This is a genomic window from Anabaena sp. TISTR 8404, from assembly GCF_056847745.1.
Genome location: NZ_CP180578.1, coordinates 6,065,064 through 6,091,064, shown reverse-complemented (window position 1 = coordinate 6,091,064; position 26,001 = coordinate 6,065,064). Strand labels below are relative to the sequence as shown.

General features: G+C 39.8%; 25 protein-coding genes and 1 pseudogene. 18 read left to right on the top strand and 8 right to left on the bottom strand.

Going from position 1 to position 26,001, the window contains the following annotated elements; translation table 11 throughout:
* The first annotated feature begins 104 nt into the window (after window positions 1-104).
* Window positions 105-1,187: a photosystem II q(b) protein gene (psbA, locus tag ACMX3D_RS26395; RefSeq protein ID WP_482748743.1), complete on the top strand. Its 1,083-nt coding sequence runs from the start codon at window positions 105-107 to the stop codon at window positions 1,185-1,187.
* Window positions 1,188-1,337: 150 nt separating this feature from the next.
* Window positions 1,338-1,811: a DNA phosphorothioation-associated protein 4 gene (locus tag ACMX3D_RS26390; protein WP_482748742.1), complete on the top strand. Its 474-nt coding sequence runs from the start codon at window positions 1,338-1,340 to the stop codon at window positions 1,809-1,811.
* A 21-nt stretch (window positions 1,812-1,832) separates the two neighbouring features.
* Here ACMX3D_RS26390 and ACMX3D_RS26385 read toward each other — a convergent pair whose 3' ends face one another.
* Together ACMX3D_RS26385 and ACMX3D_RS26380 are read right to left on the bottom strand one after the other, a co-directional pair.
* The gene (locus tag ACMX3D_RS26385; protein WP_482748741.1) at window positions 1,833-3,020 is read right to left on the bottom strand and encodes a DNA sulfur modification protein DndB; all 1,188 of its coding nucleotides are present in this window, start codon (window positions 3,018-3,020) and stop codon (window positions 1,833-1,835) included.
* A gap of 96 nt (window positions 3,021-3,116) precedes the next feature.
* Window positions 3,117-4,718: a DGQHR domain-containing protein gene (locus tag ACMX3D_RS26380; RefSeq protein ID WP_482748740.1), complete on the bottom strand. Its 1,602-nt coding sequence runs from the start codon at window positions 4,716-4,718 to the stop codon at window positions 3,117-3,119.
* 251 nt (window positions 4,719-4,969) lie between these two features.
* On the opposite strand from ACMX3D_RS26380, the gene dndC reads away from it, so the two are divergent.
* On the top strand, window positions 4,970-6,619 hold the full coding sequence (gene dndC, locus ACMX3D_RS26375) for a DNA phosphorothioation system sulfurtransferase DndC (protein ID WP_482748739.1): 1,650 nt from the start codon (window positions 4,970-4,972) through the stop codon (window positions 6,617-6,619).
* Here the strand turns inward: dndC and ACMX3D_RS26370 are convergent.
* Window positions 6,616-6,858: a helix-turn-helix domain-containing protein gene (locus tag ACMX3D_RS26370; RefSeq protein WP_482748738.1), complete on the bottom strand. Its 243-nt coding sequence runs from the start codon at window positions 6,856-6,858 to the stop codon at window positions 6,616-6,618. The two genes, dndC and ACMX3D_RS26370, sit on opposite strands and share 4 nt — an antisense overlap.
* 213 nt (window positions 6,859-7,071) lie before the next feature.
* Between ACMX3D_RS26370 and tnpA the strand changes: the two genes are divergently transcribed.
* The 6 genes from tnpA (at window position 7,072) to ACMX3D_RS26340 (ending at window position 12,087) form a co-directional block, all read left to right on the top strand.
* Window positions 7,072-7,503, top strand: coding sequence for an IS200/IS605 family transposase (gene tnpA, locus ACMX3D_RS26365; protein ID WP_482748737.1), 432 nt, complete (start codon window positions 7,072-7,074; stop codon window positions 7,501-7,503).
* A gap of 138 nt (window positions 7,504-7,641) precedes the next feature.
* On the top strand, window positions 7,642-9,627 hold the full coding sequence (gene dndD / locus ACMX3D_RS26360) for a DNA sulfur modification protein DndD (RefSeq protein ID WP_482748736.1): 1,986 nt from the start codon (window positions 7,642-7,644) through the stop codon (window positions 9,625-9,627).
* Window positions 9,628-9,632: 5 nt separating this feature from the next.
* Window positions 9,633-10,022, top strand: coding sequence for a DNA sulfur modification protein DndE (dndE, locus tag ACMX3D_RS26355; protein WP_482748735.1), 390 nt, complete (start codon window positions 9,633-9,635; stop codon window positions 10,020-10,022).
* A 29-nt stretch (window positions 10,023-10,051) separates the two neighbouring features.
* On the top strand, window positions 10,052-11,512 hold the full coding sequence (locus ACMX3D_RS26350; RefSeq protein WP_482748734.1) for a DNA phosphorothioation-associated putative methyltransferase: 1,461 nt from the start codon (window positions 10,052-10,054) through the stop codon (window positions 11,510-11,512).
* Window positions 11,513-11,536: 24 nt separating this feature from the next.
* A complete protein-coding gene (locus ACMX3D_RS26345) occupies window positions 11,537-11,770 on the top strand; it encodes a hypothetical protein (protein WP_482748733.1) in 234 nt (77 codons plus the stop codon).
* The gene (locus ACMX3D_RS26340) at window positions 11,767-12,087 is read left to right on the top strand and encodes a type II toxin-antitoxin system VapC family toxin (protein ID WP_482748732.1); all 321 of its coding nucleotides are present in this window, start codon (window positions 11,767-11,769) and stop codon (window positions 12,085-12,087) included. The genes ACMX3D_RS26345 and ACMX3D_RS26340 overlap by 4 nt, the downstream gene beginning before the upstream one ends.
* On the opposite strand, the gene ACMX3D_RS26335 is transcribed toward ACMX3D_RS26340, so the two are convergent.
* Window positions 12,072-12,668: a transposase gene (locus tag ACMX3D_RS26335; RefSeq protein WP_482747408.1), complete on the bottom strand. Its 597-nt coding sequence runs from the start codon at window positions 12,666-12,668 to the stop codon at window positions 12,072-12,074. The genes ACMX3D_RS26340 and ACMX3D_RS26335 overlap by 16 nt on opposite strands.
* Window positions 12,626-12,937, bottom strand: a complete 312-nt coding sequence (locus ACMX3D_RS26330; RefSeq protein ID WP_482748731.1) for an IS630 transposase-related protein — start codon at window positions 12,935-12,937, stop codon at window positions 12,626-12,628. Before ACMX3D_RS26330 ends, ACMX3D_RS26335 begins: the two co-directional genes overlap by 43 nt.
* Window positions 12,938-13,074: 137 nt before the next feature.
* Between ACMX3D_RS26330 and ACMX3D_RS26325 the strand changes: the two are divergent.
* From ACMX3D_RS26325 to ACMX3D_RS26295, 7 genes and pseudogenes are all read left to right on the top strand, one after another.
* Window positions 13,075-13,185: pseudogene (locus ACMX3D_RS26325) on the top strand (type II toxin-antitoxin system VapC family toxin); the annotation flags it as partial.
* An 88-nt stretch (window positions 13,186-13,273) separates the two neighbouring features.
* Window positions 13,274-14,785 (top strand): AmpG family muropeptide MFS transporter, encoded by a 1,512-nt coding sequence (locus tag ACMX3D_RS26320; protein ID WP_482748730.1) that lies wholly within the window; start codon window positions 13,274-13,276, stop codon window positions 14,783-14,785.
* The gene (locus tag ACMX3D_RS26315; RefSeq protein ID WP_482748729.1) at window positions 14,770-15,174 is read left to right on the top strand and encodes an ABC transporter permease; all 405 of its coding nucleotides are present in this window, start codon (window positions 14,770-14,772) and stop codon (window positions 15,172-15,174) included. Before ACMX3D_RS26320 ends, ACMX3D_RS26315 begins: the two co-directional genes overlap by 16 nt.
* 94 nt (window positions 15,175-15,268) lie before the next feature.
* Entirely contained in the window at window positions 15,269-15,448 is a 180-nt protein-coding gene (locus ACMX3D_RS26310) for a hypothetical protein (RefSeq protein WP_482748728.1), read from the top strand.
* A gap of 1 nt (window position 15,449) precedes the next feature.
* Window positions 15,450-15,983, top strand: a complete 534-nt coding sequence (locus ACMX3D_RS26305) for a GNAT family N-acetyltransferase (protein ID WP_482748727.1) — start codon at window positions 15,450-15,452, stop codon at window positions 15,981-15,983.
* A gap of 86 nt (window positions 15,984-16,069) precedes the next feature.
* Window positions 16,070-16,702 carry a type I restriction endonuclease gene (locus ACMX3D_RS26300; RefSeq protein WP_482748726.1) on the top strand — a complete coding sequence of 211 codons (633 nt, stop codon included), beginning with the start codon at window positions 16,070-16,072 and terminating at the stop codon, window positions 16,700-16,702.
* Between the two features lie 224 nt (window positions 16,703-16,926).
* A complete protein-coding gene (locus tag ACMX3D_RS26295; protein ID WP_482748725.1) occupies window positions 16,927-17,685 on the top strand; it encodes a HEAT repeat domain-containing protein in 759 nt (252 codons plus the stop codon).
* A 158-nt stretch (window positions 17,686-17,843) separates the two neighbouring features.
* On the opposite strand, the gene ACMX3D_RS26290 is transcribed toward ACMX3D_RS26295, so the two are convergent.
* Entirely contained in the window at window positions 17,844-18,251 is a 408-nt protein-coding gene (locus tag ACMX3D_RS26290) for a phosphomannose isomerase type II C-terminal cupin domain (protein ID WP_482748724.1), read from the bottom strand.
* 550 nt (window positions 18,252-18,801) lie between these two features.
* Here ACMX3D_RS26290 and ACMX3D_RS26285 point away from each other — a divergent pair.
* Together ACMX3D_RS26285 and ACMX3D_RS26280 are read left to right on the top strand one after the other, a co-directional pair.
* A complete protein-coding gene (locus ACMX3D_RS26285) occupies window positions 18,802-22,119 on the top strand; it encodes a PAS domain S-box protein (RefSeq protein WP_482748723.1) in 3,318 nt (1,105 codons plus the stop codon).
* Between the two features lie 60 nt (window positions 22,120-22,179).
* Window positions 22,180-22,998 (top strand): HD domain-containing protein, encoded by an 819-nt coding sequence (locus tag ACMX3D_RS26280; protein WP_482748722.1) that lies wholly within the window; start codon window positions 22,180-22,182, stop codon window positions 22,996-22,998.
* A gap of 67 nt (window positions 22,999-23,065) precedes the next feature.
* Here the strand turns inward: ACMX3D_RS26280 and ACMX3D_RS26275 are convergent, their stop codons facing one another.
* Window positions 23,066-23,353 (bottom strand): hypothetical protein, encoded by a 288-nt coding sequence (locus ACMX3D_RS26275; protein ID WP_482748721.1) that lies wholly within the window; start codon window positions 23,351-23,353, stop codon window positions 23,066-23,068.
* Window positions 23,354-23,932: 579 nt separating this feature from the next.
* The gene (locus tag ACMX3D_RS26270; protein WP_482748720.1) at window positions 23,933-25,762 is read right to left on the bottom strand and encodes a tetratricopeptide repeat protein; all 1,830 of its coding nucleotides are present in this window, start codon (window positions 25,760-25,762) and stop codon (window positions 23,933-23,935) included.
* Between the last annotated feature and the right edge of the window lie 239 nt (window positions 25,763-26,001).

Below are 26,001 nucleotides of genomic sequence, written 5' to 3'. Positions count from 1 at the left end.
TTAAGCAAAACATCGCATTAAAGTAAATTCATGTAGACTTATTGCAACAGGCAAAACAAAATTTGTCTGTTTCATATTTAACGAAACATAGCACTCATAAAAAAATGACCACAACCTTACAACAGCGTTCAAACGCTAACGTATGGGAGCGGTTCTGCAACTGGATCACCAGCACCGAAAACCGGATTTATGTCGGTTGGTTCGGCGTATTGATGATTCCAACCTTGCTGGCTGCAACCACCTGCTTCGTAATTGCATTCATCGCTGCTCCCCCCGTAGACATCGATGGTATCCGTGAACCTGTTGCAGGTTCCTTAATCTACGGAAACAACATCATCTCTGGTGCAGTTGTTCCTTCTTCCAACGCTATTGGTTTGCACTTCTACCCAATTTGGGAAGCAGCATCCTTAGACGAGTGGTTGTACAACGGTGGCCCTTACCAATTGGTAATCTTCCACTTCCTGATCGGATGTGCTTGCTACATGGGTCGTCAGTGGGAATTGTCCTACCGCTTGGGTATGCGTCCTTGGATCTGCGTAGCTTACTCTGCGCCTTTGGCATCTGCTACCGCAGTATTCTTGATCTACCCCATCGGACAAGGTTCCTTCTCTGATGGTATGCCCTTGGGAATCAGTGGAACATTCAACTTCATGATCGTGTTCCAAGCAGAACACAACATCCTGATGCACCCCTTCCACATGTTAGGTGTGGCTGGTGTATTCGGCGGTTCTTTGTTCTCCGCAATGCACGGTTCTTTGGTAACCTCCTCCTTGGTGCGTGAAACAACCGAAACCGAATCTCAAAACTACGGTTACAAGTTCGGTCAAGAAGAAGAAACCTATAACATCGTAGCAGCACACGGTTACTTCGGTCGCTTGATTTTCCAATATGCGTCCTTCAACAATAGCCGTTCCTTGCACTTCTTCTTAGCTGCATGGCCTGTAGTCGGTATCTGGTTTACCGCTTTGGGTATCAGCACAATGGCGTTCAACTTGAATGGTTTCAACTTCAACCAATCTGTGATTGACTCCCAAGGTCGCGTCATCAACACCTGGGCTGACATCATCAACCGCGCTAACTTGGGTATGGAAGTAATGCACGAGCGTAATGCTCACAACTTCCCCTTAGACTTAGCTGCTGGTGATGTTGCTCCTGTTGCTATCAGCGCTCCTGCTATCAACGGTTAATTTTCTGGAGATGTTGCTTAGCAACGTCTCTCATAATTAATAAAAACGCTCTCCTGAAAAGGGGGGCGTTTTTGTTTGCGTTGATTGGGTATTGGGGGCGATCGCTCTTAGCTTTCGGGTATCATAACTACATAGTAGATATTTAAATCAATGGCTGAAACTGGCAGAATCAGGGTTGCTAAAGATAAAGCAGATTTAGTAAAAGCGTTAACCTCTTCCGATGGTGGTACAGGGCCTTTTCAAACCTTCGCTGATGTGATTGTCTTTGCTGCTGCGTTGGGTGCAAAGCATAAAAAGCGTGTACCTTTAGGCGAAATTTCTAAACGAGAACCATCACCAATCAGAATAGAATATTTCGCTTCAGTCGGAAATGATGTGGTGATCAAATTACTGGGAATGACTGAAGTTCAAGACATAAACATTTTATCTATATATGAGGAAGAATATGAAACTCTACGTAATCAAATCTTTGAAGAGTATGCTAACGGTGGACTAGAGATATTACAAAATGAGTTACGTGGAGCAGTTGATTATTTAGAAAGAATTTTACTATTTCTTAGTTATGAACGAACACAACAATATGAAAAAGAAGAGGAATTTGATCTAAGCAAATTCCTCTCATAATTTCATTGATACTCAATTGAATTAGTAATAATTACTCCATCCGAGCCTTAATTTTACTGTCTTGACTGCATCTACTATGGGAGTTGGTTTATTTACTACTTCGTAGACTGTATTATCAGATGATTTTCTGACTACATTATTTTCCCAAAGATTGCTTTTTCTTGACCAATCTAACTGTGCTAGTTGTGATACTTTTTGTGCGTCAAAACAGTTATTTTCTTTATCATACATACAGTATAGTAATCTGCCCAAAACTTCGAGTCCAACACTAACTCCTAATAAAGAATATTCTTTAAATGCTGCTATCTGGCTAACAGTCAGTTTATCAAACTTAGTTTCGGCAATATTCCTTGTGTCTGTACATTCTGCAAAAAAATTATTCAAGCACCCGGATAAAGCTTGTGATGATTGCTCAACATCAAGTTCTAAAAGCTCATGATTTGGGTCTTCAGCAAAAGTACAACTAACAAACCTAGCCAAAAAATTAGTTGTATAAATTAATTTTTGTTTGGTGGGTGCATTTCTACCAATTTTATTTGTTTTTTCATGAAACATCCTAACTCGTTCTATTAAATTTTTAGTAATACCAACTCTACCTTCAAATTCACCAAAGGATAATAATAATGAATTATCTAATTGTTTTGTTTGAGCCATATCTCGGAAGTCTGTTTGACACTGGCGCTGATCTCCTTCCAAAATTAGCGTAATGGCAAACTGATCACGCCCAACTAAGTAGCTTTCATTGCTTAGAATCAATTCTTGAATTGCGCTCTTACGGTGCTGTCCATCTGTGATATCTAATTTAATTCCGTTAGGAATAACTACTATACAAATACCTCTTCCTAATTCGTGTATTTTTATATGTTGTTCGTCAACATTGGCTGTAATTGTGCCTAATACCCAGGGCTTATTGGCTTTAGCACGTTCAACAACATAGTCTTTTATTTCTTTAGCATGACCTTTTACTTCTGGTCGATTCTTACCTGAATCAGGATCATTTTTACTTGAGGGTTTAGCTTGGAGAAGAGTGGGTAAATCCTTAGCAGGTACGTTTATTTGTAGCATTTTCCGCTTTCCTTGGTGAAAAATTAACCCTGGATAGCATGACTCTAGATAATTGTCTGAGAAAAGTGACGCAACTAGGCTACTAAATTGAGCTTTGATATCTGGTGAAACACTATTATTAATATCTTCGTTGCTTTGAAGCATATAAATACCTATGTAAGTTAGCAAATACTAACATACATACTACGATAGGATGTATTATTTTAAATAAGTAAATTTACTTAAAAATCCTTTGTTTGATTAAGTAAGGATAGGTGGAAGTCCAACTTCTTTTGGTTCAACAAAATCACCATTAAACGCAATAGTTTTATTCTCTACAGTTCTTGCATTAGCCAAAGCCTTACGAAGATCAGCTACTTCCATTGGATCTTGAAGTCCGCCCAAGATGTAAATTAATAACTTAGCAGCTAAATCTTTTCCAGAAACTTGCACTCGCTTTTTATTGGGGTCATATAAAACCCCATACCAAAGAGATTGAGGATATTCCATTCCAGTAAAACCACCTTGTTGGTCAAACTTTTTCAATTTCTTGAAAATACTGGTTAGAGACAACCCTTTTTTAAACACCAAAAATCCCAAAGCTTGGGCTATAGCAACTTGCGCTACAGGACGGAAGAGTATATTGGCTTCACCGCCACCTTTTTCAAAACTAAATCTTCTTAAAACAGGCGTATCTTCATGTTCTAAAATTTTATAACTAGGTAAACTTGCCAAGTTATCAAAAAGTTTGGTGAACTCTGTAATTCCCTGTTCAATTTCTTCATTTTCTGGACGCATAGGAATTAAACCTTTCTCAAAAGGTTTCCAATGGGGAAACTTATAACCCAAATATCTTTCTGACATATCTTGCAATGCTTGCAAAGTTGTCAAAACTGTAGAATTTGCTGCTACTGTCGAACTATTCCAATTAACACGAGGATTGCGTTTTTGTTTTTGTTCTAAAAGTGGGTGAGTAACCGCAACTTTTCGCGCCACAATTGCAAAACCATCATCTTCATTTAATTGTGCTAACTGACCTTTGGTTAACGGTGCAGCCATTAAGTTGATATGAACAAAAACTGATCTCACCCGTCGCCTTGCTTCGGTGCGAGTCTCCCCAGCATTCACAGCGCATATAAATTCAATACCAATTTTTTCTTTAGGTAAGCTTTGTAAGTAAGCAGAGTCTACTTGATATTGCTCTATTAAATCTGACACTGTGATAAAACTATCATCAGCTGTTTTATCCTTTTTATATCGCTGGAGTTTGCCAGTTTTAATTAACTCCATTAAACCTTGAACTCCCATGAGTCGATGTTGACCATCTAGTGCATAAATGGTCACATTTTCTTCAGAAACATTGAGTAAACCGACCTTACCATCTTTGTCTAGAGGAGTAAAATCAGTTGTAGACTTTTTAGCATATCCTTCTGCGTCCCACTCAGCCGCTTTGGTGTCATCCACCCAAGGCTGATTAATTACTACCAAGACTGGCGGAAACTTATGATTTTTTCTTGCTGCTAAATACTGAACTAGCGGTGCTTGGCGTGACCAGTCTAGGGGACGCTGTTGAATTTCGTCAATACTATCCGCATCAATTTCAATATTATCTGTCTCTGGATTGTACTTTTTTTGCAGCAGAGGTAAGCCAGACGCGAAGTGAACTCGACCCGCAAACCATTCTAGAGTTACAGACCCTACATAAGCCTCTGTACCCCCCATTTCAGTTTTTTGAACGAGGATTTGGTCTTTTTTTTCTAAAAATTTCTCTAAAAGTAAGGTTAGTACCTGTTTATCCTTGTTTTCTCGTTCTAGGTACTCTTTAGCTATGTCAGAATTGAGAGCAGATGTACTATCTTGCATATTTGTTTTTAAAAACTTTGTAAAAAAGTTAGACTATAATTGTAAAATTTTTAAAAATTGCAGTAAATATATATAGAGCAAATCCAATATTTATTGTTACCAGCAAGCTCATCAAGTTTTGCACCCTAAACTATAGAAGTTTAGCAAAACAAATTTAGCCTACTCGGATATGATTCCGTGTGGGCTAATCTTGCCTGTTTGCTTAGATGTTACGGATGAGGTGACATTCTTGTGTTCAGAGGAAGGGAGAAATGAGTACCGCACAACAGCCAGAAAATAAAGGTCAGCAGACACGTACTGTATCAGAATTAGTAGAAGATATCCAAGCTCTCACCACTGAAATTCAAGAATTGTATTGTTTGGATGCAATACCTTGGGTTGTAGGTTATTCAGGTGGAAAAGATAGCACTGCTACTTTACAGCTGGTTTGGAATGCAATATCTGGACTCCCACCAGAAAAATTAACCAAAACAATCTACGTTATCACTACAGACACTCTGGTAGAAAATCCTATCGTTGCTGCTTGGGTACGTAATTCTCTAAAGCAGATGGAATCTGAAGCTCAGGAGCAAGGATTACCATTTGAAGCTCATCTATTACAGCCAGATTTTAAAGAAACATTTTGGGTTGGTCTGATTGGTAAAGGTTATCCCGCGCCCAGAGGGAAATTTCGCTGGTGTACAGAACGTCTGAAAATCAATCCCTCAAATCGCTTTATTCGTGATGTTATCCGCACTAATGGAGAAGCCATTGTTATTTTAGGTACTCGTAAAGCAGAAAGCACAAGACGTGCTAGTAGAATGAAAAAATTAGAAGCTATGCGGGTACGCGATCGCCTCAGTCCTAACATGAATTTGCCAAACTCACTAATTTATAGCCCTATTGAAGATTGGCAAAATGATGAAGTTTGGATTTATCTCATGCAATGGGAAAATCCTTGGGGATACAGCAATAAAGATTTATTCGCTATGTATCGGGGTGCTTCTGCTGATAATGAATGTCCTTTAGTAGTGGATACTTCTACTCCTAGTTGTGGTAGCTCTCGTTTTGGTTGTTGGGTTTGTACCTTAGTCAGTCAGGATAAATCTCTGGCGGCGATGATTCAAAATGATGAAGAAAAAGAGTGGATGCAACCTCTACTTGATTTTAGGAAAGAATTAGATGCAGAAGAAACACGCGATCGCCGCGATTTCCGCCGCAGAAATGGAGATGTTCAACTTTATGAACGCAATCTAGAAGGTGAAATATCTATTGAACCAATTCCAGGCCCTTATGTAAAAGAAGCGCGGGAAGACTGGCTGAGAAAATTACTAACTGTCGAAAAACAAATCCGCCAAACAGCACCAGAAAATATGCGCGACATTACTTTGATTTCTATAGAAGAACTCAGCGAAATTCGCCGTATTTGGCTAGAAGAAAGACATGAGTTTGATGACAGCTTACCGCGCATTTATCAAGAAGTCACTGGTGAAAAGTTCAAAGATCCGCGCCCTGGTGCTGATCAGAAACTACTAGGTAGCGATGAATGGGCTGTGTTAGAAGAAATCTGTGTTGATGACAATATGCACTTAGAACTAGTATCAAAACTTTTAAGCACAGAATGGCAATTTCGGAAGAAAACTAAGCGCGTAGGAATATACGAAACTTTAGAAAAATGTTTTAATACTAGTTCGCGTTCGCCTGAAGAAGCAATTAGGAATGCTCATTTAAAACGTGATTTAAGAGAGGCTGTTACTCAAGGAGATATTGCAACAGTTAGAGAAAAAGTTAAGCAGCTAACTTTAGCCGATTTTACCGCACCAAATGAACAAGCAAGTACAGCGGATAGACAAATTGACACTGCTGACAATGTGAAGACTTGGGGAAATATGAAATTTAAAAAGAAACAGACAAAAACTTAAACTTGCTGGTCATCGTTAGAATCTCCCAAGTACAGCCTAATAAACTCTTCTGCTGCGGCTGGATTAATTTTTCTGAGTGCATCACGAATTTCTAGCAGCGTATCAGCAACAGGATCTCTAATTTCATTCACCCAACGGTGAACGTTTGGCCGTCCTGTTCCCATTGTTACTGCTAACTTGTTTTGACTGATGCTGTATGTTTCTAACACCTGTTTAAGTGCTTTACCTGCTTTTCCCATGCCTTTGATTGTGTCAAAGGCTTATAACAGAGTAAATGTTACCCATTGGTAACTAAAGGTGTAAGATAGTTTTGTTGCCAATAGGTAACATCATAACTTACCAATAAACAGGTAAATTCCAATGAATAAAAGTTAAAAAATACGGGGCGAATAGAATTCACGGCTACACAGACAAAACCCGCCTGCGCGGGTTTCAAAAAAAATGAGAGTAAAATGAGAGCAAATTTTACGCAGTTATATTTACATTACGTTTGGGCAACGTGGGACAGATTACCTCTGATCACACCTGAAATTCAAAGGTTAGTTTATGCAGCAATTCTCAAAGAATGCGAACAATTAAAATGTACTGTAATTGCTGTAGGTGGCATTGAAGACCATATTCATCTATTAACAGGTTTCCCGGTGACTATCAGCGTGTCTGATCTAATTAAGCAGATTAAAGGTAGTTCTTCCCACTTTATAAACCATGAAGTTAAACCAAGTAATTTTTTCAAATGGCAAGGTAGTTATGCGGCTTTTACAGTTAGTCATGATGCGATTGATAATGTCGCTCACTATATCAGAAATCAGGCGATTCATCATCAACAAAAATCTACTATTTCCACATGGGAATTAACCTTACCTGCCGATATAAAGGGCAATTAGAAATCGTGTCCATACAAACAAAACCCGCCTGCGTGGGTTAAGAAACATAAATTTTATCTTATCTTAGTCCGCGTAGGCGGACTTCGCCTGTGTAGCCGCGAATTCCATTCGCTCCCCTAATATTATCTATCACGACCAATGATATTTCTAGAACTCGTATTACAAAATTTTGGCCCTTACTCTGGCAGACAAGTAATCAATCTTGACCCAAGAACTGAGGAAAATCCTCGCCCAATTCTTTTATTAGGTGGTATGAATGGCGGGGGAAAAACTACTCTTATGGATGCTATTCGTCTGGCATTATATGGACAACGCGCTCAATGTTCGACAAGGGGTAATTTAAGTTATAGTGATTTTTTGACTCAATGCGTTAATAGTAAAGATAACTCTGCTGAAAAGACACGGATTGAGTTACTTTTTGAACATATCGAAGACGATAAACCAGTCAAATATCGTATTGTACGCTATTGGGAGAAAAATCCTAAAGATGGTAAAGATACACTAGGAATTTTAGGGGATAGTGATACATGGCCAGAGTCTTTGGTAAATATCTGGGATGATTATATAGAAAATCTACTACCTTTAGGAATTTCTAATTTATTTTTATTTGATGGCGAACAAGTAAAAGAACTAGCAGAACAGGAAACACCACCACCAATTGTTGTGGAAGCTATTCGCGGACTGTTAGGGCTAGAATTGGCTGATAAATTAGCAGTTGATTTGGATGTTTTAATCAACCGTAAGCGTAAAGAAATGGCTGATACTAAAGATTTAGCCAATCTCGAAGATATGGAAAAAAGGTTATTACAACAGCAAGAAGATTATCAATTAACAGAACAAGAATTGGCTAATTTAAAAAATCAAGTTGAATATTTAGAAAATATACAGCGAGAAGCTTTAAATAAATTTGTATCTGAAGGTGGAAAAATTGCTGCCGAACGCAGTCAGTTAGAAGAGAAACAAAAGGACAAAACTGCTGCATTAGAAACAATTCGTCAGTCGTTATGTGAATTGGCTGCTGAAATTCTGCCCTTAGCATTAATTCCTAATTTATTGAGTCAGATACAAACACAGGGAGCAAGTGAATTTCGTAATCAGCAGGTACAAATTGCTAGAGATGTTTTAGTTGAGCGAGATAAGCGTTTAATTGAATGGCTAAATCAGTTAACTATTGCTGCTGAGCAAGTTGATAAAATTCAATCTTTTTTAGCTGAGGATGTAGATAGTTTATACGCAAATTCACTCAAGGCTGAATTACCTTGGTTATTAGCTGACGAGGAAAGCTTGAGCCAATTAGATAATGTGAGATATCATTTACAAAATGCGCTTAATATAGCAAAACAGCATTTGGTTAATCTGCGGAACCTAGAAGAAGAAATTATTACTTTAGAAAGACAGGTACAAACAGCCGCAGAACCAGAAGCTTATAAAAAGCTACGCGATGCGGTGGAAGATTCACAAAAAGAAGTTGTCCAAGCTAAAGCAAAGTATGAAACAACACGGCAGAAATTAGCAGGATTAACGGATGCGATTGAAATAACCAAAAAAGAATTAAACGATTATACTGACAAAAGTATAAAACATAAAAATAGAGAACATATCATTGCTTCTGCCTCTAAAGTTCAAGGAACACTGAAAGTATTTCGAGAAAAATTAACGCTGAGGAAGCTAAATAAATTAGAGGAAGAAGTGAAGAATTGCTTTCTCTATTTACTGCACAAATCAGACTTAGTATTTCGCACTGCTATTGATACGAAAACCTTTGCTTTATCGCTGTTTGATTTTGATGGTAAACCAGTCCCGAAACATCGCCTTTCGGCTGGGGAAAAACAACTACTGGCGATCGCCTTCCTCTGGGGATTAGCCAAAGTCTCCGGTCTGCGCTTACCAGTAGCCATTGACACACCCCTTGGCAGACTCGACTCTTCCCACCGCCAAAACTTAGTAGAAAAATACTTCCCCGCCGCCAGCCATCAGGTAATTCTGCTTTCTACTGATACAGAAATTGGTAAAAAAGAAGTCGAAACACTGCGGAAAAATGAAGCGATCGCCCGCGAATATCTCCTCAAATACGATTCATCTACCCGCCAAACCACAGTGATGGAAAATAAATATTTTTGGTAAAAGATATGGAATCCCCAATCGAAAGAATTAAACTGTCCCAAACTGCCAAAGACCAACTGCAAAAACTCAAACGCAATACCAAAATTGACCAATGGAATATTTTATGTCGTTGGGCGTTTTGTCGTTCTCTCGCCGAACCTACGCCACCTTCCCCTGTACCCCTTGTCCTAGATAGCAACGTCGAAATGGCATGGCGCGTCTTTGGTGGCGAAATCTCTGATATTCTTCTCCTTGCCCTGAAGCAACGCTGTCATAATGATGGTTTAGGAACTGACAAAGAAACCTTAGCAACTCAATTTCGCCTACATTTGCATCGCGGTATTGGTTATTTAGCAGGCGACCCAAATATCAAGAAAATTGAAGATTTAATTGCGATCGCAGTAGAGAAGATATAAGGATTAATGTAGTTCTTCTTGATATCTTTATGCCGGAGAGCTACTTAGAAATTGATCGCCATCGAGCTGCGATCGCTCGCACCGAAATCTCTCGCCCTGTAAGATTAGCCATAGAATGGTCAATCCTTAATCAGGACACCACCTTTTTTGACTACGGCTGCGGTTATGGTGGTGATGTGCAGCGAGTCGGAAACCTCGGCTATACCAGTGCAGGTTGGGATCCTTACTACTACCCTAATCAGCCAATTACTGCTGCTGATGTTGTTAACTTGGGTTACGTTGTTAATGTCATCGAAGATATAGAAGAACGCACCCAAAGTCTCTTTAAAGCTTGGGAACTCACCCGCAAAGTTTTAATTGTTGCTGCTCAAGTATTAATTAACGCTCCTAGTAAAGCGCAACTTGCTTACAATGACGGCATCGTCACTAGCCGCAATACTTTTCAAAAATATTACGAGCAAGAAGAACTCAAAAAATATATTGATGAAGTCCTCAACGTTGATGCTGTCCCCGTAGCGCTTGGCGTTTATTTTGTGTTTCGTGACGAAGCCGAAAAAGAAAGCTTCAAAGCTATCCGCTTCTTTTCTCGCACCTCTACACCGCGAGTTCGCATTCCTAGCAAGCGGTTTGAAGACTATCAAGAACAACTTGCACCTCTGATGGCATTTTTTACCAAACGCGGTAGATTGCCTGTCAAAGGTGAATTAGAAAACGCTCAAGAACTACTGAGCGAATTTGGTAACTTCCGCCGCGCCTTTGGTGTTATTTTACAAGCAACCGATGAAGCAGAATGGGATGCGATCGCCTATCGTCGTTCTTTAGATATCCAAGTTTATCTTGCCCTTACCCACTTTGATAAACGTCCCAGATTTTCCCAACTAGCGCCAGAAATGCGCCACGACATCAAAGCTTTTTTCGGAAGTTATGAGGAAGCTTGCGAAGTCGCAGACCAAAAACTCTTTAGTTTGGGTAGACCAAAAGTGATCCAAACTGCTTGTGAAAAAAGCAAAATAGGCAAACATACACGCGGTGCTTTGTATGTCCATGTGTCCGCCCTCGCCGCCCTCGATCCCTTACTCCGCATTTACGAAGGTTGCGCCAGCCGCACCATTGGGCGTGTCGATGGAGCCACACTCATCAAATATTACGTTGATCAACCGCAAATATCCTATTTATTTTATCCAGACTTCGACACAGACCCCCATCCAGCCCTTAAAGCAAGTATCACAATTGACTTAAAAACTTTGTATGTCACCCACCGAGACTATGCAAATAGAGCAAATCCGCCGATTTTGCATCGTAAGGAAACCTTTGTTACACCTAATTATCCCCAATACGAAGAATTTGCTAAACTTACCCAACAAGAACAGGAATTAGGTTTACTCAAGCAAAAAAGCGATATTGGCACTCGTGAAGGCTGGGAAAAATGCCTTGCTGCTCATGGAGTGGAAATTAGAGGACATCAAGTTTATCCGATCAAAGAAAGTTAGACAAAATTTAGATGACAAATAGTTATGCAAAGTATTAATATACGTTCTCGTGTAGGTGCAGATGGGATTTTACATCTTGATATTCCCTTAGAAATGGCAAATACCGAAATTGAAGTAACAGTAACTATTCAAGCAGTTGCGCCACAAAAACGGGGCTGGATGCCTGGTTTCTTTGAAGAAGTAATTGGTGGTTGGGTAGGAGAAGCCCTTGAACGTCCAGAACAAGGAGAATATGAAACTAGGGAGCAGATATTTTGACTTATCCACTCGATACAAATGTCTGTATTCGCTTAATCAATAGTAGTAGCGCTGTGGTAATCACTCGTCTTGCCAATCAACAGCCAGAGGATATTTTTATTTCCACTGTCACTCAATTAGAACTTTATTATGGTGCTTATCGTAGTTTACAAACTGAGAGAAATTTAGGAATATTACAACGGTTTTTTAGTCAGTCTAATATTATTTCCTTAGATTCAGAAACGGCGAAAATAGCAGGTAAAATTCGTGCTGATTTAGCTGCGAGCGGTACACCAATAGGCCCTTACAGCAGATTTGAGGTTCATGAGGTACAGTAGCAGCAATTAGTAAACCAATTTTTTAGATGCTTTGGATCAACTAGTTTCAGCGCAATTTTAATTAAACCATCAACGACAGATGCACTCTTGGGAGAAAATTGTTTCAGAAAAGCTTTTAATTGTGACCACCAATGTTCAATTGGATTGAATTCAGGAGAATAAGGAGATAGATAAAGAACACTTGCTCCCACTCCTTCAATCAAAAGCTGAATCTCTTCGACTTTATGAGCAGGTAGATTATCCATTACAACGACTGCACCAACCCATAATTGCGGAAGTAAAAAATGTTCTACAAAAACTTTATATGCATCTCCATCCATTGAGCCGTTTAAAGTCATCACCGCTAAAACTTTCTTTAAGCTAATTCCTCCGATTACACTTATTTTTGCTCCCCGGTAATATGGTTTAAAATTATACGCTCTAGTGCCGCGCTCGCTTCTTTGATGAGTCCTAGTTAAGCCAAGTAAAACACCCATTTCATCTATAAATACAAGGTTTTCTGGGTCTACTTGCTTTACTTTCTCCCAATACTCTATTCTCAGTTTTTGGACTCTTTCTGTTTTTCCTTGGCTGCTACGCAAAGTCTTTTTTTTCGAGTTAATTTTTGTTTTTGTAATGCACAACACATCACACTTGCACACACCCAAACGTTGTATTTTTCTCCAAAATATTCGCAATATTCCAATAAAGTTGCATCTGGGTAAATTTGAACCATTTCGGCTAATTCGCTCGCGAAATCATCTAGCCTACCCTTCATGGCTCCACCTTGCTTTTTGGGTTCTAGATGTCCTTGCACTCTATGAAGTTGGATTAGCTTTTGCACATAGCTTTTTGCTACACCAAATTGCACAGCAACCTTTCTTATTGAAGTACCACCCTTTTCGTAAGTATTTACTATTTTTCTCGTAAATCGATTGAGTATGCTTTCATTTTAAGTCTTGATGCACCAATACTATGTGTACCTCATTTACCTCGAAAGTGCTGTATGATTTGCAGATTGCTGCTACTGCAATGGCAAAAAATTTTATATTAGTTACGCACAATACACGAGAATTTAGTCGAATTAATGGACTCAAGCTTGAGGATTGGGAAGAATAAAGTTAATTTTTGTCAAGTTATGAAGCCACATATTTAAGTATGGCAAGATAGCTGCAATTCTCTCAGGTGAGTAAGGAATATCGAAACGATGAAAGAAATCCAAGCACTGCGCCAAGCCGTACAAAGTCGAAAAATGGGCGCGTTGTTATTGCTGGGTTTTGCATCAGGATTGCCTTTGTTCTTAACTAGTAGAACATTGCAACTGTGGATGCAAGATGCCAAGGTTGATATCGGCAAAATTACTTTATTTGGTTTGTTGGCTTTGCCTTATTCCCTAAAATTTTTGTGGTCACCATTATTAGATAGGTTTGTACCGCCATTGTTAGGTGCTAGACGGGGTTGGTTAATTCTTACTCAAGTTGGGTTAGCAATTGCGATCGCGACTCTCGCACTACAACAGCCTTCCCAAAGTGACCAAGTATTGCAAATTTTGGCTATTAACTGTTTAATTATCACCTTTTTAAGCGCCACTCAAGACATCGCTGGCGATGCTTACCGTACCGACATTTTAAACCCACTAGAAGCAGAAGCAGGTGCATCTGTTTGGGTACTTGGTTATCGCGTTGCTTTGTTTGTCACTAGTTCCCTAGCCTTGGTATTAGCCGATCGCTTGCCTTGGAATGGTGTTTACTTATTCATGGCAGCTTTAATGGCAGCGAGTATATTTGTAACTTTATCAGCACCTAGAGAACCACAGGTAAGCAACAACCGAGAAACCGCACCTCTGTCTGCGAAAGATGTAATTTTCGTGCTATTTATCACTGCACTGGTAGCGGGATTACTCGGTGGAGTTTTTGTTGGCTTTATTGCTCTGCCTGTGTTTTATTGGCTATTAGCAGGCTTAATTATTGCCTGGATAGTTTCATCCTTATTATTGCCTGATGAATTGCTAGGTGAAGCTCAAGAAAATCAAGCTCCGCAAAACTTACAAGAAGCAATCTTTCTGCCTTTTAAAGAATTCTTCCATCGCTTTGGCTTGGCTCAAGCTGGTGTAATTTTAATTTTTATCATCCTTTATAAACTGGGCGATTCTTTAGTAGGTATCACAGCCAATTTATTTTTGCGAGAAATCGACTTTAGCAAAACTGATATTGGTGCAATTCAAGCCGGGATTGGCTTTCTGGCTACAACTGTTGGTGTATTAGCTGGTGGTGTCATTTTAAGCAAAATTCATATTAATCGCGGTTTGTGGATATTTGGCATCCTGCAATTATTGAGTAACTTGGGTTATTATGCTTTAGCTGTGGCTGGCAAAAATTACTCGCTATTAGTCTTGGCGGTAAATATCGAAAACTTTAGCGCCGGATTAGTAACAGTTGCTACAGTCGCTTTTTTAATGAACCTCTGCAATCACCGTTTTACAACCACTCAATTTGCCTTATTTTCTAGCTTAATGGCCATTAGTAGAGATGTTCTTTCCGCACCAGCAGGAGATTGGGCAAAAGCCACAGGCTGGCCAACATTTTTTTTGTTAACCCTAGTAGCCGCCTTACCAGGATTGTTACTTTTACCTTTTGTTGCTCCCTGGAATCAAAAGCCAGTGGTAATATCTAGACCAGGACTTGAGGAAGAAGATGAGGATGTATGGGAAGCCAAGTAATTGTTGTTATTGGTACATTTATTCTTTTACTTACAGGTTTGTTACTTGGCTATGTCCTGTCACAATTAGTGCTAGGATTTTTGACTTTTAATCTGTTTACTTTTTTTGGCACACTTAGCCTGATTTTAATTTTTGGCACACTCTATTACGTTTTATTTTGGCAGTTGCGTCGGGATCAGTCCCAAGTCGTGCCAGGAAATATGTCCACCACAGAGATTAACGATCGCATCACTGACAATCAACTCAGAAACAAACTGATTGCTAAGTTAGATGGTGATACTGCCACAGCTGAGCGCTTAATTGAACAAGCAAAGCAAAATTATCCAGGTATGCCAGAAAGTTGGTATTGCGAACGAGTTATCGATGATTTGGAACGTGATCGGCGTTAAGGTTAAATATATAGAGGCTAGAGGCTAAGGATTTGTACTTTTTACTCAGCACTCAGTTTCTTTCTTTTGACTTTTAACTTTTGACTTACTGAATATGGCTATATTTCGTCAATACATCGCCCCTTTACTAGTAGTTTTAGTATTCATCGTTGCCTTAGTAGCAGTCAGCGCTCGCATCTTTTTACCTTCCGACATGGCTGCACCCGCACCCATTGAAGAAACTGGGGTGATTTTGCCCACTACTGTTAGTGATTTATTAACCCTCAGCAAATAAAGTGTCTGAGCAACTACTACCAGGGTATTTGATTCGTCGCGGCTCAACATTAGAGCGATCGCTCCTAGTCAAGTTCATGCAAAGAACTTACCAGGAGCGATTTCCACAGCAAGATTTTGCCCACCTCGCACGCACAGTTGAGCAATATTTATCGAAAGATACGCCCTTATGGTGGGTGGATGTTGAAGTAGGGGTGCAGGGGGGTAAGGGTGTAGGGGAAATTAAGGGAGTAAATGATTTAGATTCCTCTTTATCTCCTGTTGCTTGTGTTTGGGTGGGGAATGCGATAGATCAAGTCAGTGGCGATCGCCATGCGCATATTTTTTTGCTTTACGTCATCCCAGAACATCGGCGACGGGGTATTGGTAAAGCTTTGATGCAGTATGTAGAAAACTGGGCAATTGCGAGAGGCGATCGGCAAATCGGCTTACAAGTCTTTGAATCCAACCAACCCGCTTTAAATCTTTACAACCAACTAGGCTATCAAACTCAATCTCTGTGGATGTTGAAAGAACTTTCGCTTAAGAGTCAATAATCAATAGTCAATGGTCATTGGTCAATAGTCATTTGTTTTTCGCTCTACTGTATCAGTAAAATCAGGTTATCTCGTTGGTGATAGGTATGACTAGAAGTATTGCGATCGCAGAAGAATTCGCCACCTTTCGCCAAGTTGAAGAAAAACTAGGGTTGAGTCTGAGCGAAGATAGCGAGTTTTTCACCGAATGGATGGTTGAGTTACCTGCTTTGAGCGAAGCAGAACAGATGCGTTTAGACCAAGTTCGGCGTAATTATCTTTATCAAGTTTCAGATGGCATTCTGCTCGAAGAAACTATCAAAATGGTTGTGCTGTCACCATTACTTAAACTGGCTGGATTTTATCAAGCTCCATATAAATTCAGAGCCGAAGTGCCTGTTGAGATTGCAGTTTTAGGAGATAAAGACGAAATACTGCGTGGGCGCATTGATGCCCTGATTCTGCAAGACAAACTCTGGATAGTGCTGATTGAATCGAAAAAAACGACCTTCGATTTAGAAATTGCCTTACCTCAAACATTGGCATATATGGCAGCACATCCAAATCCCAATCAACCGCTTTATGGCATGATTACAAACGGCAGTAGCTACCTATTTGTCAAAACATTGGGAAAACAGTACGGAATTTCAGATATTTTGGCGACGCGATCGCAGTATCGCAACAATTTGTTTACAGTCTTAAAAATTCTGAAACACTTGGGAAATTTAGTGATTAGTTAAAAGTCAATAGTCATTAGTCCATTGTCAAAAGGCAGAAAGCAGTAGGCTAAAATATCAAATTTCATACTTCACACTTCATACTTCAGACTTTAGACTCCTTATTTCCCAGACAAATCTAATCATGTCGAACATAAAGTGTACAATAATCTAGCAAATACCTATCAGGCGCTAAATTATTGGCACGGGGGGTTATCTTTAAATCCCACTCGGCATCTAAATGAAGTATGTATGACGACGATGACCTAAGCCTACTTGATCCAGAAGTAGAGCTAGAAAGCCCTCTCGATAAAATGGAGCCGCTAACTGCTGAGTCAGAAGTGGTAAAGCCCGATCCAGAAGTGATGTTAGCCCTTTTGGAAAATTCGCAACCGCAGCAGAGAATGCTGGCGGCGCGTGCTTTTTGTGATATTGAAGATGAACGGGCTACTCCTCTACTGATTCGCCTGTTAAAGGATTCCTGCCCTTTAGTACGAGTCAGTGCTGCCTACGGAATCGGGCGCAATCCCAGTAAAGAAGCAGTAGAACCGTTAATTGCCCAACTCAACCAAGATTGGAATGGCTATGTACGCAAAGGCGTAGTTTGGGCATTGGGTAATTGCCGCGATCGCCGTTGTTTAGCACCCCTAGCCGATGCTTTAAGAACAGATATTTCCGCAGTGCGATTGTGGTCGGCTAGTGCTTTAGCACAAATGGCAGATGTAGGTTATGAAGCCATTATTGGTGCAATTCCTGCCTTAATTGAAGCTTTAGTCCAAGACCCAATCGCCGCAGTTCGGAGTAATAGCGCCTGGGCAATTGGTCAGTTATGTAAAGAATTGCCATCGAATATAGTTTATGCCACAGCCATTGATGCCTTAATTCAAGCCTTTGCTGAAGACAAAGATTTAGGAGTGCGCGAAGATGCCAAAGCTGCACTGCTAGGTGTAGGTGACCCCCGTGGCTTACAGCTAATTGAAACCTTGGAACAAGAAGGATGGTTTTAAAAAAGTTAAAAGTCAAAAGTCAAAAGTCAAAAGTTTTTTTATAGCTGTAGTCACATAGGTTAGAATATCGCTGATTACTCAACGCTTTAATACAACTAGGTTTAACCTCAGCACTTTGCTATAACTATTGACAATTGACTCTTGACCATTGACAAACTTCACTTATTTTCGTTTGCTGGCTTAATCAAGTTGAGGTCATAAGGACGTTCGATATCATCCTCACCTAAATACTCTCCGTTTTGAATTTCCAAAATCACTAAGGGAATTAAGCCGGGGTTTTCTACTTTATGTAATGTTGCTGCTGGCACATAAGTAGATTCATTGCGGTTCAGCAACATTTCCGTCTCTCCACAAGTTACCTTAGCAACACCAGAGACTACAACCCAATGTTCATTGCGGTGGTAATGGATTTGTGGTTTAATCCCGTGTCTAGGCTTAATTTCAACGCGGCTAATTCTGTAAGTATCACCTTCTTCAATCACCTCCACATTACCCCAATATCTCGCTCCTGAATGTGAAGACATTTCATGGCTATTGGATTGCTCGTTACTATCATTCTGAGTCATAACCAAACTGCTCAACCAGACGACAATTACTATTGTTTAGTAATTTAACTCACATTAGTTGACAATTTGCCAATCTGATCTGGTTCGGAGAAATTACTTGTGTAGGGAGGGAATAGGGAACAGGGAATAGGGAACAGGGAACAGATAAGAGGAAAGTTAGATGTGTACTGTTTTTTCAAAAATCAAATATGAGTCCTATATAAAAATTAGGTATGCAATGACTTGCAGCTTTGTTCTCTGTTAGTTGCCGTATTTATCTATAAATAGGCTATTTGTGCGACTAATAAAATTATTATGTTTTTATAGTTATAGTGTTTTTCCAAAAAAATCAAGCGGAATTAACATATCAGGCGCAACGCTGATTTACAAGCTCAATACTGTAAATTAAGCGTTGATTAAGTGAAAAATCCTGCTTTTAATAGATGACTAACTAAAATTACCCGTTATTAAATAATAATGGCTGTCAAATTGCTGCCAAAATATTTAACTTGCTGTTTGGCAAGAAGCTAATATCTGTTCAAGAAAGGTTTTTAGGTGATGAGGAGAGGCTTTGACTGAAAAAAACAAATCACGGGAAGGAGAAATCAGTGAAACGACTGCGGCAAAAGTTGGTAAAACAGATTTAAATTTGCCTTCGTTGCAGCAAGAATTTACTGTTACATTCTGTGAGAATCTCCTTGAGAGTATTACCGATGGTTTTTGGTTTTTGGATCGGGAATGGCGTTGCATCTACATTAATAATCGGCAGATAGAGTTATTTGGCATTTATCAAGATGATATTGTAGGTAAAAATTTTTGGGAATTATTGCCGGAGACGGTTGAGAGTATACTCTACACTCAATTAAATCAAGCAGTAACAGAACAAATTCCTGTTAATTTTGAATATTTTTATCCAAAGTCGCAACGATGGTTAGAAAATCGAGCCTATCCATCGCCTCACGGGATTTATGTTTTGACATTTGATATCACGGAAAAGCAAGCTGTAATCCGCGAACAATTACAATGTATTAGCGATCGCCAACGAGAAGAACAGCGTAAAGCTGCACAGTACGCTGTAACTCGCGTCTTAGCTGAGGCGACAACGTTAGTTGATGCTGTACCAGCAATTTTGCAATCTTTATGTGAAAGTCTAGGATGGCAATTAGGGGTGATTTGGCAGGTAGATCCTCACCACAATGTTTTGCGCCATGTTAATAGTTGGCAAGCACCAAGCAGCAATTTGCAAGCATTCATTGCAGAAAATCAGCAAACAACTTTTGCACTTGGGTTTGGGCTTCCCGGCCGGATTTGGTCAAATCATCAACCTGCGTGGATTCGGAAAATTAGTGAAGAAAGTAATTTTACTAGAGCCACAACAGCAATCAACAGTGGACTGAATACAGTTTTCGGATTTCCCATCCTCTTAGGCGATGAGATGTTAGGGGTAATTGAGTGCTTTAGCAGCAGCATTCAAGAACCAGATGAAGATTTGCTGCAAATGATGGCAACAATTGGTAGTCAGATTGGCCAATTTATCGAGCGCAAAGGTACAGAAGCAGCACTGCGAGAAAGCCAAGAATTGTTCCAAAGCTTTATGCAGCATAGTCCAATTACAGGTTTTATTAAGGATGAAACAGGACAATATGTTTATGTGAATGCCAAGGTAGAAAAATTGTTAAACTGCCAGCAAATAGATTTACTAGGCAAAACAGATTTTGATTTGTTTGCATTTGAAACTGCTCAACAGGTTCGTAGCCATGATCTAGAGGTACTGAATCATGGTCAGATGATTCAGTTTCAGGAAACAGTGCAAATAGAGGGGAGGGAATATCATTTTATAACCTTCAAATTTCCCTTCCAGGATGCTAGTGGACGCAAATTAATCGCTGGGATGTCGATTGATATTAGCGAACAGCAAGCTGCACTGCGCGATCGCATCCAAGCAGAAACCGCATTGCGTGAAAGTGAGGAAAACTTGCGCCTAGCATTACAAGCAGCTCACATGGTCGCTTGGACTTGGGATGCTAATACAGGGATAATTCAGCGTTCTGCAAACGCCTGTGATGTTTTGGGATTATTCCCCGAAATGCTGACTGCATCAGGTGAAGATGGTTGGAACTTAGTTCACCCTGATGATTTACCGCAGCACCAAGCCAAAGTGCAAGCAGCGATCGCCACTGGAAGTAATTACATTTCAGAGTTTCGCTTCCTCCGCCCAGACAACGGCGAAATTATTTGGGTAGAAGACCGAGGACAAGTGAATTGCGATCAAACTGGAAAGTTAATTGGTGTGAAAGGTGCATTATTTAATGTGAGCGATCGCAAACAAGTTGAAACTGCACTGCGAGAACGGGAAGAACGCTTCATCACTTTGTTCAACGGCATGGAAGACTGGGTGCTAGTCTATCATTTGACTAGTAATTTCCAACCAGGGCAATTTATTGAAGTCAACGAGCAAGCCTGTAAAAAGCTAGGCTATGACAGAGAAGAACTACTCAAAATGTCGGTCACTAAAATTATCGGGTCATCTTATATTAATCCTCATGCCAATCTCGCCAGGCTAATCACCGAAAAGCATATTGTTGTCGAATCAGTTCACACTACAAAAGATGGGCGACAACTTCCAGTGGAAGTAAGTGCAACGCTGTTTACATTAAATGGTTTGCCAACTGTCCAAGCAATTTGTCGAGATATTACAGAACGCAAGCAAGCAGAAGCAGAACGTGAACAACTATTAAAACAAGAACAGGCCGCACGAGAAGAAGCAGAAGCCGCGAACCGGATTAAAGATGAGTTTCTCGCCGTCTTATCTCATGAATTGCGCACACCCCTGAATCCGATATTGGGGTGGACACAACTGCTGCGTAGCCGGAAGTTAGATGTTAAAGCAACAGAGCGAGCCTTGACAACTATCGAGCGCAATGCCAAACTCCAAACTCAACTAATTGAAGATTTATTAGATATTTCTCGAATTTTGCGCGGCAAGATAGGATTAAATGTAGCAACAGTCAACTTAACTACTACCATCGAAGCTGCCTTAGAAACAGTGCGCTTGGCAGCAGAAGCTAAAAATATTCACATTCAAACTTTATTTAGCCCTGATGTTGGGCAAGTATCAGGCGATGCTGGACGACTGCAACAAGTCGTGTGGAATTTGCTTTCCAATGCCGTTAAATTTACTCCAGATAATGGACAAGTAGAAATTTGTTTAGAGCAAGTTGACAAATACGCACAGATTCAAGTCAAAGATACAGGTAAAGGTATTAATCAGGAGTTTCTACCTTATGTATTTGAATATTTTCGCCAAGAAGATAGTACAACCACACGTAAATTTGGTGGTTTAGGTTTGGGACTGGCGATCGCGCGTCACATCACAGAACTGCATGGTGGTACAGTCAAAGTCGAGAGTCCTGGTGAAAATTTAGGTGCAACATTTACTATCAGATTGCCTTTAATTGCAGATGATTTCGCATCTAGCCAAGAGAGTGAAACATCAGTACAGAACCTCAACCTCAACCAAATCAAGATTTTGGCCATAGATGATGATGCCGATATGCGCGATTTAATAGTTGCTATTCTCAACATATATGGAGCAAAAGTGCAAGTTGCAGCATCAGCCGCCGAGGCATTAATTTTCTTAGAAGAATACCAACCAGATGTACTGATTAGTGATATTGGTATGCCAGATGTTGATGGTTATACTTTGATGCAGCAAATTAAAACTCAATTTCCAGAACAATACAGACAAATTCCGGCTATTGCTTTGACAGCCTATGCTGCTGAGTATGATCAACGCCAAGCACTGGCTGCTGGCTTTAAATTACATCTTGCCAAACCTGTAGTTCCAGAAGAATTAATTAGAGCGATCGCTTCTGTTGTTAATTCATAATTCCAGATTCCCAGAATTCTGTGAGAAGTCGGCGATCTCAGCCTGTTTTATATACTTAAAATGCAAATAAAAGCTGCTTTACCTATCACCCTTTTAGCAGGCAAGAATACTTTGCCAATTATTCAAGTTTATTTTGAATTTAATCATCTCAAACAATTATATCGTCAGGGCTGGTTACAACACGGTATTGAAACCAAGTATTGTGAAAGCGTTGCCGAACACTCTTTTGGTGTTGCCCTACTCGCATTATTGTTAGTAGATATTTATTCACTTGATGTGGATAAAACTAAAGTAATCCAGATGGCTTTAATCCATGATTTGGGAGAACTCTATGCTGGTGACTTCACTCCTAGCGATGGAATTGATAAACAAGAAAAATATCAATTAGAAAGAAAGTCTCTAACTCAAATACTCGATAAACTTCCTAATTGCTCATACTTGATTGATTTGTGGGAAGAATATGAACAAGGTAAATCACTTGAAGCTCAATTTGTCAGGCAAATTGATCAATTAGAAATGGTTTTACAAGCTAGTGTATATGAACATCAAGGATTAGCCAATCTTTCCGAGTTTTTTACATCTACTAATCAAGCATTACAATCTTCAGAAATCAAATCTATATTGCAAGTTTTAGAAGGTTTAAGAAATAATCCAACTACCGTCACACAACAGCCTCAGTTAAATCAAGTTTTATCATCATTGCCACGTCAAACGATATGCAATGAATGTGCTTTTCATGTCAAAGTAGAATCAGGAATAGAGTGCATTCACCCTGATGAATTAGCTGTTAATTGTGATGTTGTCAATTTTTGCAGTTCATTTCAGCCAATGGTAGAAATTGATAGCCCTTGTGTGACCTTCGGACAAGATGACGAATAATAGAAAGGGAGACGCGATCGCATCTCCCTTCTCACAATTAATTACACTACACTAATTATTTTTAGTTTTAATGTTCTGGTTGCTGATTATCTGTTTGTCTATTAGTTTCTAACAGACGGGAAATAAACACATCTGGTTTTCTACTAACAACAGATATAACTTTATCAATAGCAACTACTTCACTGGTTTTCACAACCATTTCCCACAAAGTATCTTCTTCTGTATCTTTATTATGAGTTCTATGTTTAAAACGCAACAAATCATCACAAACATTGATAATTGTTGCGAAATACCACTTATCTCGTATTAATAGCCAAATTTCTTGCTCTAAGTAACTTTGGAGGATTGACTTCACAATGGGTAGATCATAAAAACAATTTTGTAAATACTATTTTGGGAATAGATATTGGTGCAACAGGGAAAATACTTAATTGAGATTAAACATAATACTACAGCGCAATCTGTATGTAGTCGGATCATCTCATAACAAGTTGCAGCCAAAGATATTAACGTAGGGTGGGAGTCGAGAGATTATTTTTGAGTGCAACTCAGTTTTAACCTGACTTTTCACGTTATGTGGAAAAGTGAACTTGGAACCTAACCCCCTAACCCCCTTCCCTACGAGGGAAGGGGGAACATTCAAAGCCTCTCTCCTTTCAGGGGAGAGGTTTGGAGAGGGGTTTTTCAGATCCCGTGAAAAGTCAGAGTGTTAACAATGCTTGTAGCGGAAAAAATAAATGGCGGATGCTTTATGAATATTTGCTCTCCGCCTTTCCCAAAAAAACAACAACACTATAAACTAGTCAATCATGACAGTTTATAAGTGTCTGTAAAATTAGTAATTGCAAAATAAACATAGTTTTTATGCAAAAATTGCAGCAATCTCAGATCAAATCATAGATGAGAAGCCAATGAAGCAGAAAATCTTCTAACTTCAGACTTCTGACTTGATTTGCGCGATCGCAGTGAGCATTTGTTGGTAATACTCGATGTTTCCTTCTTGATAATAGATGTTGGCAGATTGTTGAAAATCAGCGATCGCACCTTGAAAATCTTCTAGTTGGCGGTAGACATCAGCTCGTAACATATAAGCTGAAGCCCAATGAGGTTGACGTTGCAAAGCTTGGTTTAAGTCAGCTAATGCGCCTTGCAAGTCACCTAACAGCAAACGACTACGCCCGCGATGATACCAGTCTTCTGCAAAACTGGGGTCAAGGGCAATGGCTTGGTTGTAATCCGCGATAGCGTTTTGATAATCTTGCAAAGCGTAGTATGCACTGGCGCGATCGCTGCAAAATGCTGCCGAGTTAGGATTTATTTGCAAAGCTGTGGTGTAGTCTGCAATTGCACCGTGATAGTCTTGCAAGGCATAGCGTAACGAACCCCGGTTGTAATAAGCTTCTACTAAACTAGGATTTATTTTGATGGCTTGATTATAATCTGCCAAAGCTCTTTGTTCTGCGTTTAAAAGGCGCAGGGCATTACCGCGGTTACAGTAAGCTGGAGAAAAATCCGGCTCAATTTTGATGGCTTGGCTATATTCTTCTACAGCTGCTAAATAATCTTGCAGAGCTTCACGGGCTAAACCGCGACCATAGTATGCTGTAGCTAAGTTGGGATTAAGTTGTAGTGCGCGATTGTAATCTAAGATTGCGCCTTGATAATCTCCTAAACAACGACGAGCAGTGGCGCGATCGCAGTATCCTTGTGCATATTCAGGATGAATTTGCAAGATGCGGTTGCTATCTGCGATTGTGCCTTGGTAATCACCCAATTGACAACGAGCATGAGCCAGAAAACCATAGACTAAAGCTAAAGTCGGATTTAGCGCTAATGCTTGTTCATAATCTGCGATCGCACCTGGATAATCGCTCAAAGTTACTTTGACTAGTCCTCGTTCGTAGTATGCTTGCACATCTTCAGGATTTAATGTCAGAGCTTGGTTAAAGTCAGCAATCGCCGCCTGATAATCTTTGAGATAGGAACGCACAACTCCGCGATTGTAGTAAGCAGGAGCAAAATTAGGGTTAAGTTGTAATGCGCGATTGTAGTCAGCAATTGCAGCTTGATAGTTTCCTAGGGTATGGCAGGTATTACCCCGGTAATGGTAAGCTTCCACCAGATTAGGATCTAGCTGTAATGCCCGCTCATAATCAGCGATCGCTTGCTCGTATTCTTCTAAAATATGGAAAATATTACCGCGACTGCTATAGACAGCAGCATATTGGGGATACCACTGTAATGCTTGCTGAAAATCTGCTAGTGCTACTTGGTATTCGCCATTCTCGCTGCGTGCTACACCCCGATGATGAAAAGCTCGTGCTATATCAATATCTATATATGAAACTAACTCAGGATTAATTTCGATCGCTTGCTGATAATCTGCGATCGCTCGATCATACTCGCCTAAAGCACAGTAAACATTTCCGCGACCATGATATGATTCTGCTAAGTTGGGATTGATTGCCAATGCCCACTCGTAATCAGCGATCGCCTCTTCGTAATCTGCTAGAGAATAACGAGTGTTACCTCGATTATGATAAGCTTCAGCAAAACTAGGATTAATTTGAATTGCCTTGTCGAAATCGGCAATAGCTCCATAATAATCTCGGAGTGAGCTATACAAAATATTACCGCGATTATAGTAGGCTTCAGCAAAGTCAGGTTTTAGCTGAATCGCCTTCGTATAATCTGCGATCGCTCCTTGACAGTCTCCTTGCAAATTTTTGTTAAAACCTTGGTGAAAAAAGTCGTCAGCATTCATCTACGTTAAATGGGCTGTGAAACTCCCGCCTCATAATTTTAGGATGGGTGCTGTTTTGTATCAATTGACTTCAGCGGATTTTCACAATTGCTCTTGTAAATATAAATTAGCAGCGACTCTGATGCAGCAGAAATACGTACAATATCCTACTACTGAAACCAGCAGTATAGATATTGTAATATTTTTTGTTTTAGATTGTTGTAAGATAACATTCCAATTTGATTGATGAACTCATTAGG

Bases quoted from the DNA above. Each gene is read 5' to 3' on its own strand.
- ACMX3D_RS26290 (WP_482748724.1), bottom strand. From the start codon at position 18,251: ATGACTCAGAATGATAGTAACGAGCAATCCAATAGCCATGAAATGTCT.
- ACMX3D_RS26270 (WP_482748720.1), bottom strand. From the start codon at position 25,762: ATGAATGCTGACGACTTTTTTCACCAAGGTTTTAACAAAAATTTGCAA.
- ACMX3D_RS26370 (WP_482748738.1), bottom strand. From the start codon at position 6,858: ATGGGAAAAGCAGGTAAAGCACTTAAACAGGTGTTAGAAACATACAGC.
- dndE (WP_482748735.1), top strand. From the start codon at position 9,633: ATGGAATCCCCAATCGAAAGAATTAAACTGTCCCAAACTGCCAAAGAC.
- ACMX3D_RS26280 (WP_482748722.1), top strand. From the start codon at position 22,180: ATGCAAATAAAAGCTGCTTTACCTATCACCCTTTTAGCAGGCAAGAAT.
- ACMX3D_RS26295 (WP_482748725.1), top strand. From the start codon at position 16,927: ATGTATGACGACGATGACCTAAGCCTACTTGATCCAGAAGTAGAGCTA.
- ACMX3D_RS26385 (WP_482748741.1), bottom strand. From the start codon at position 3,020: ATGCTTCAAAGCAACGAAGATATTAATAATAGTGTTTCACCAGATATC.
- ACMX3D_RS26320 (WP_482748730.1), top strand. From the start codon at position 13,274: ATGAAAGAAATCCAAGCACTGCGCCAAGCCGTACAAAGTCGAAAAATG.
- ACMX3D_RS26300 (WP_482748726.1), top strand. From the start codon at position 16,070: ATGACTAGAAGTATTGCGATCGCAGAAGAATTCGCCACCTTTCGCCAA.
- ACMX3D_RS26390 (WP_482748742.1), top strand. From the start codon at position 1,338: ATGGCTGAAACTGGCAGAATCAGGGTTGCTAAAGATAAAGCAGATTTA.
- ACMX3D_RS26350 (WP_482748734.1), top strand. From the start codon at position 10,052: ATGCCGGAGAGCTACTTAGAAATTGATCGCCATCGAGCTGCGATCGCT.
- ACMX3D_RS26345 (WP_482748733.1), top strand. From the start codon at position 11,537: ATGCAAAGTATTAATATACGTTCTCGTGTAGGTGCAGATGGGATTTTA.
- dndD (WP_482748736.1), top strand. From the start codon at position 7,642: ATGATATTTCTAGAACTCGTATTACAAAATTTTGGCCCTTACTCTGGC.
- tnpA (WP_482748737.1), top strand. From the start codon at position 7,072: ATGAGAGCAAATTTTACGCAGTTATATTTACATTACGTTTGGGCAACG.
- psbA (WP_482748743.1), top strand. From the start codon at position 105: ATGACCACAACCTTACAACAGCGTTCAAACGCTAACGTATGGGAGCGG.
- ACMX3D_RS26380 (WP_482748740.1), bottom strand. From the start codon at position 4,718: ATGCAAGATAGTACATCTGCTCTCAATTCTGACATAGCTAAAGAGTAC.
- dndC (WP_482748739.1), top strand. From the start codon at position 4,970: ATGAGTACCGCACAACAGCCAGAAAATAAAGGTCAGCAGACACGTACT.
- ACMX3D_RS26315 (WP_482748729.1), top strand. From the start codon at position 14,770: ATGGGAAGCCAAGTAATTGTTGTTATTGGTACATTTATTCTTTTACTT.
- ACMX3D_RS26310 (WP_482748728.1), top strand. From the start codon at position 15,269: ATGGCTATATTTCGTCAATACATCGCCCCTTTACTAGTAGTTTTAGTA.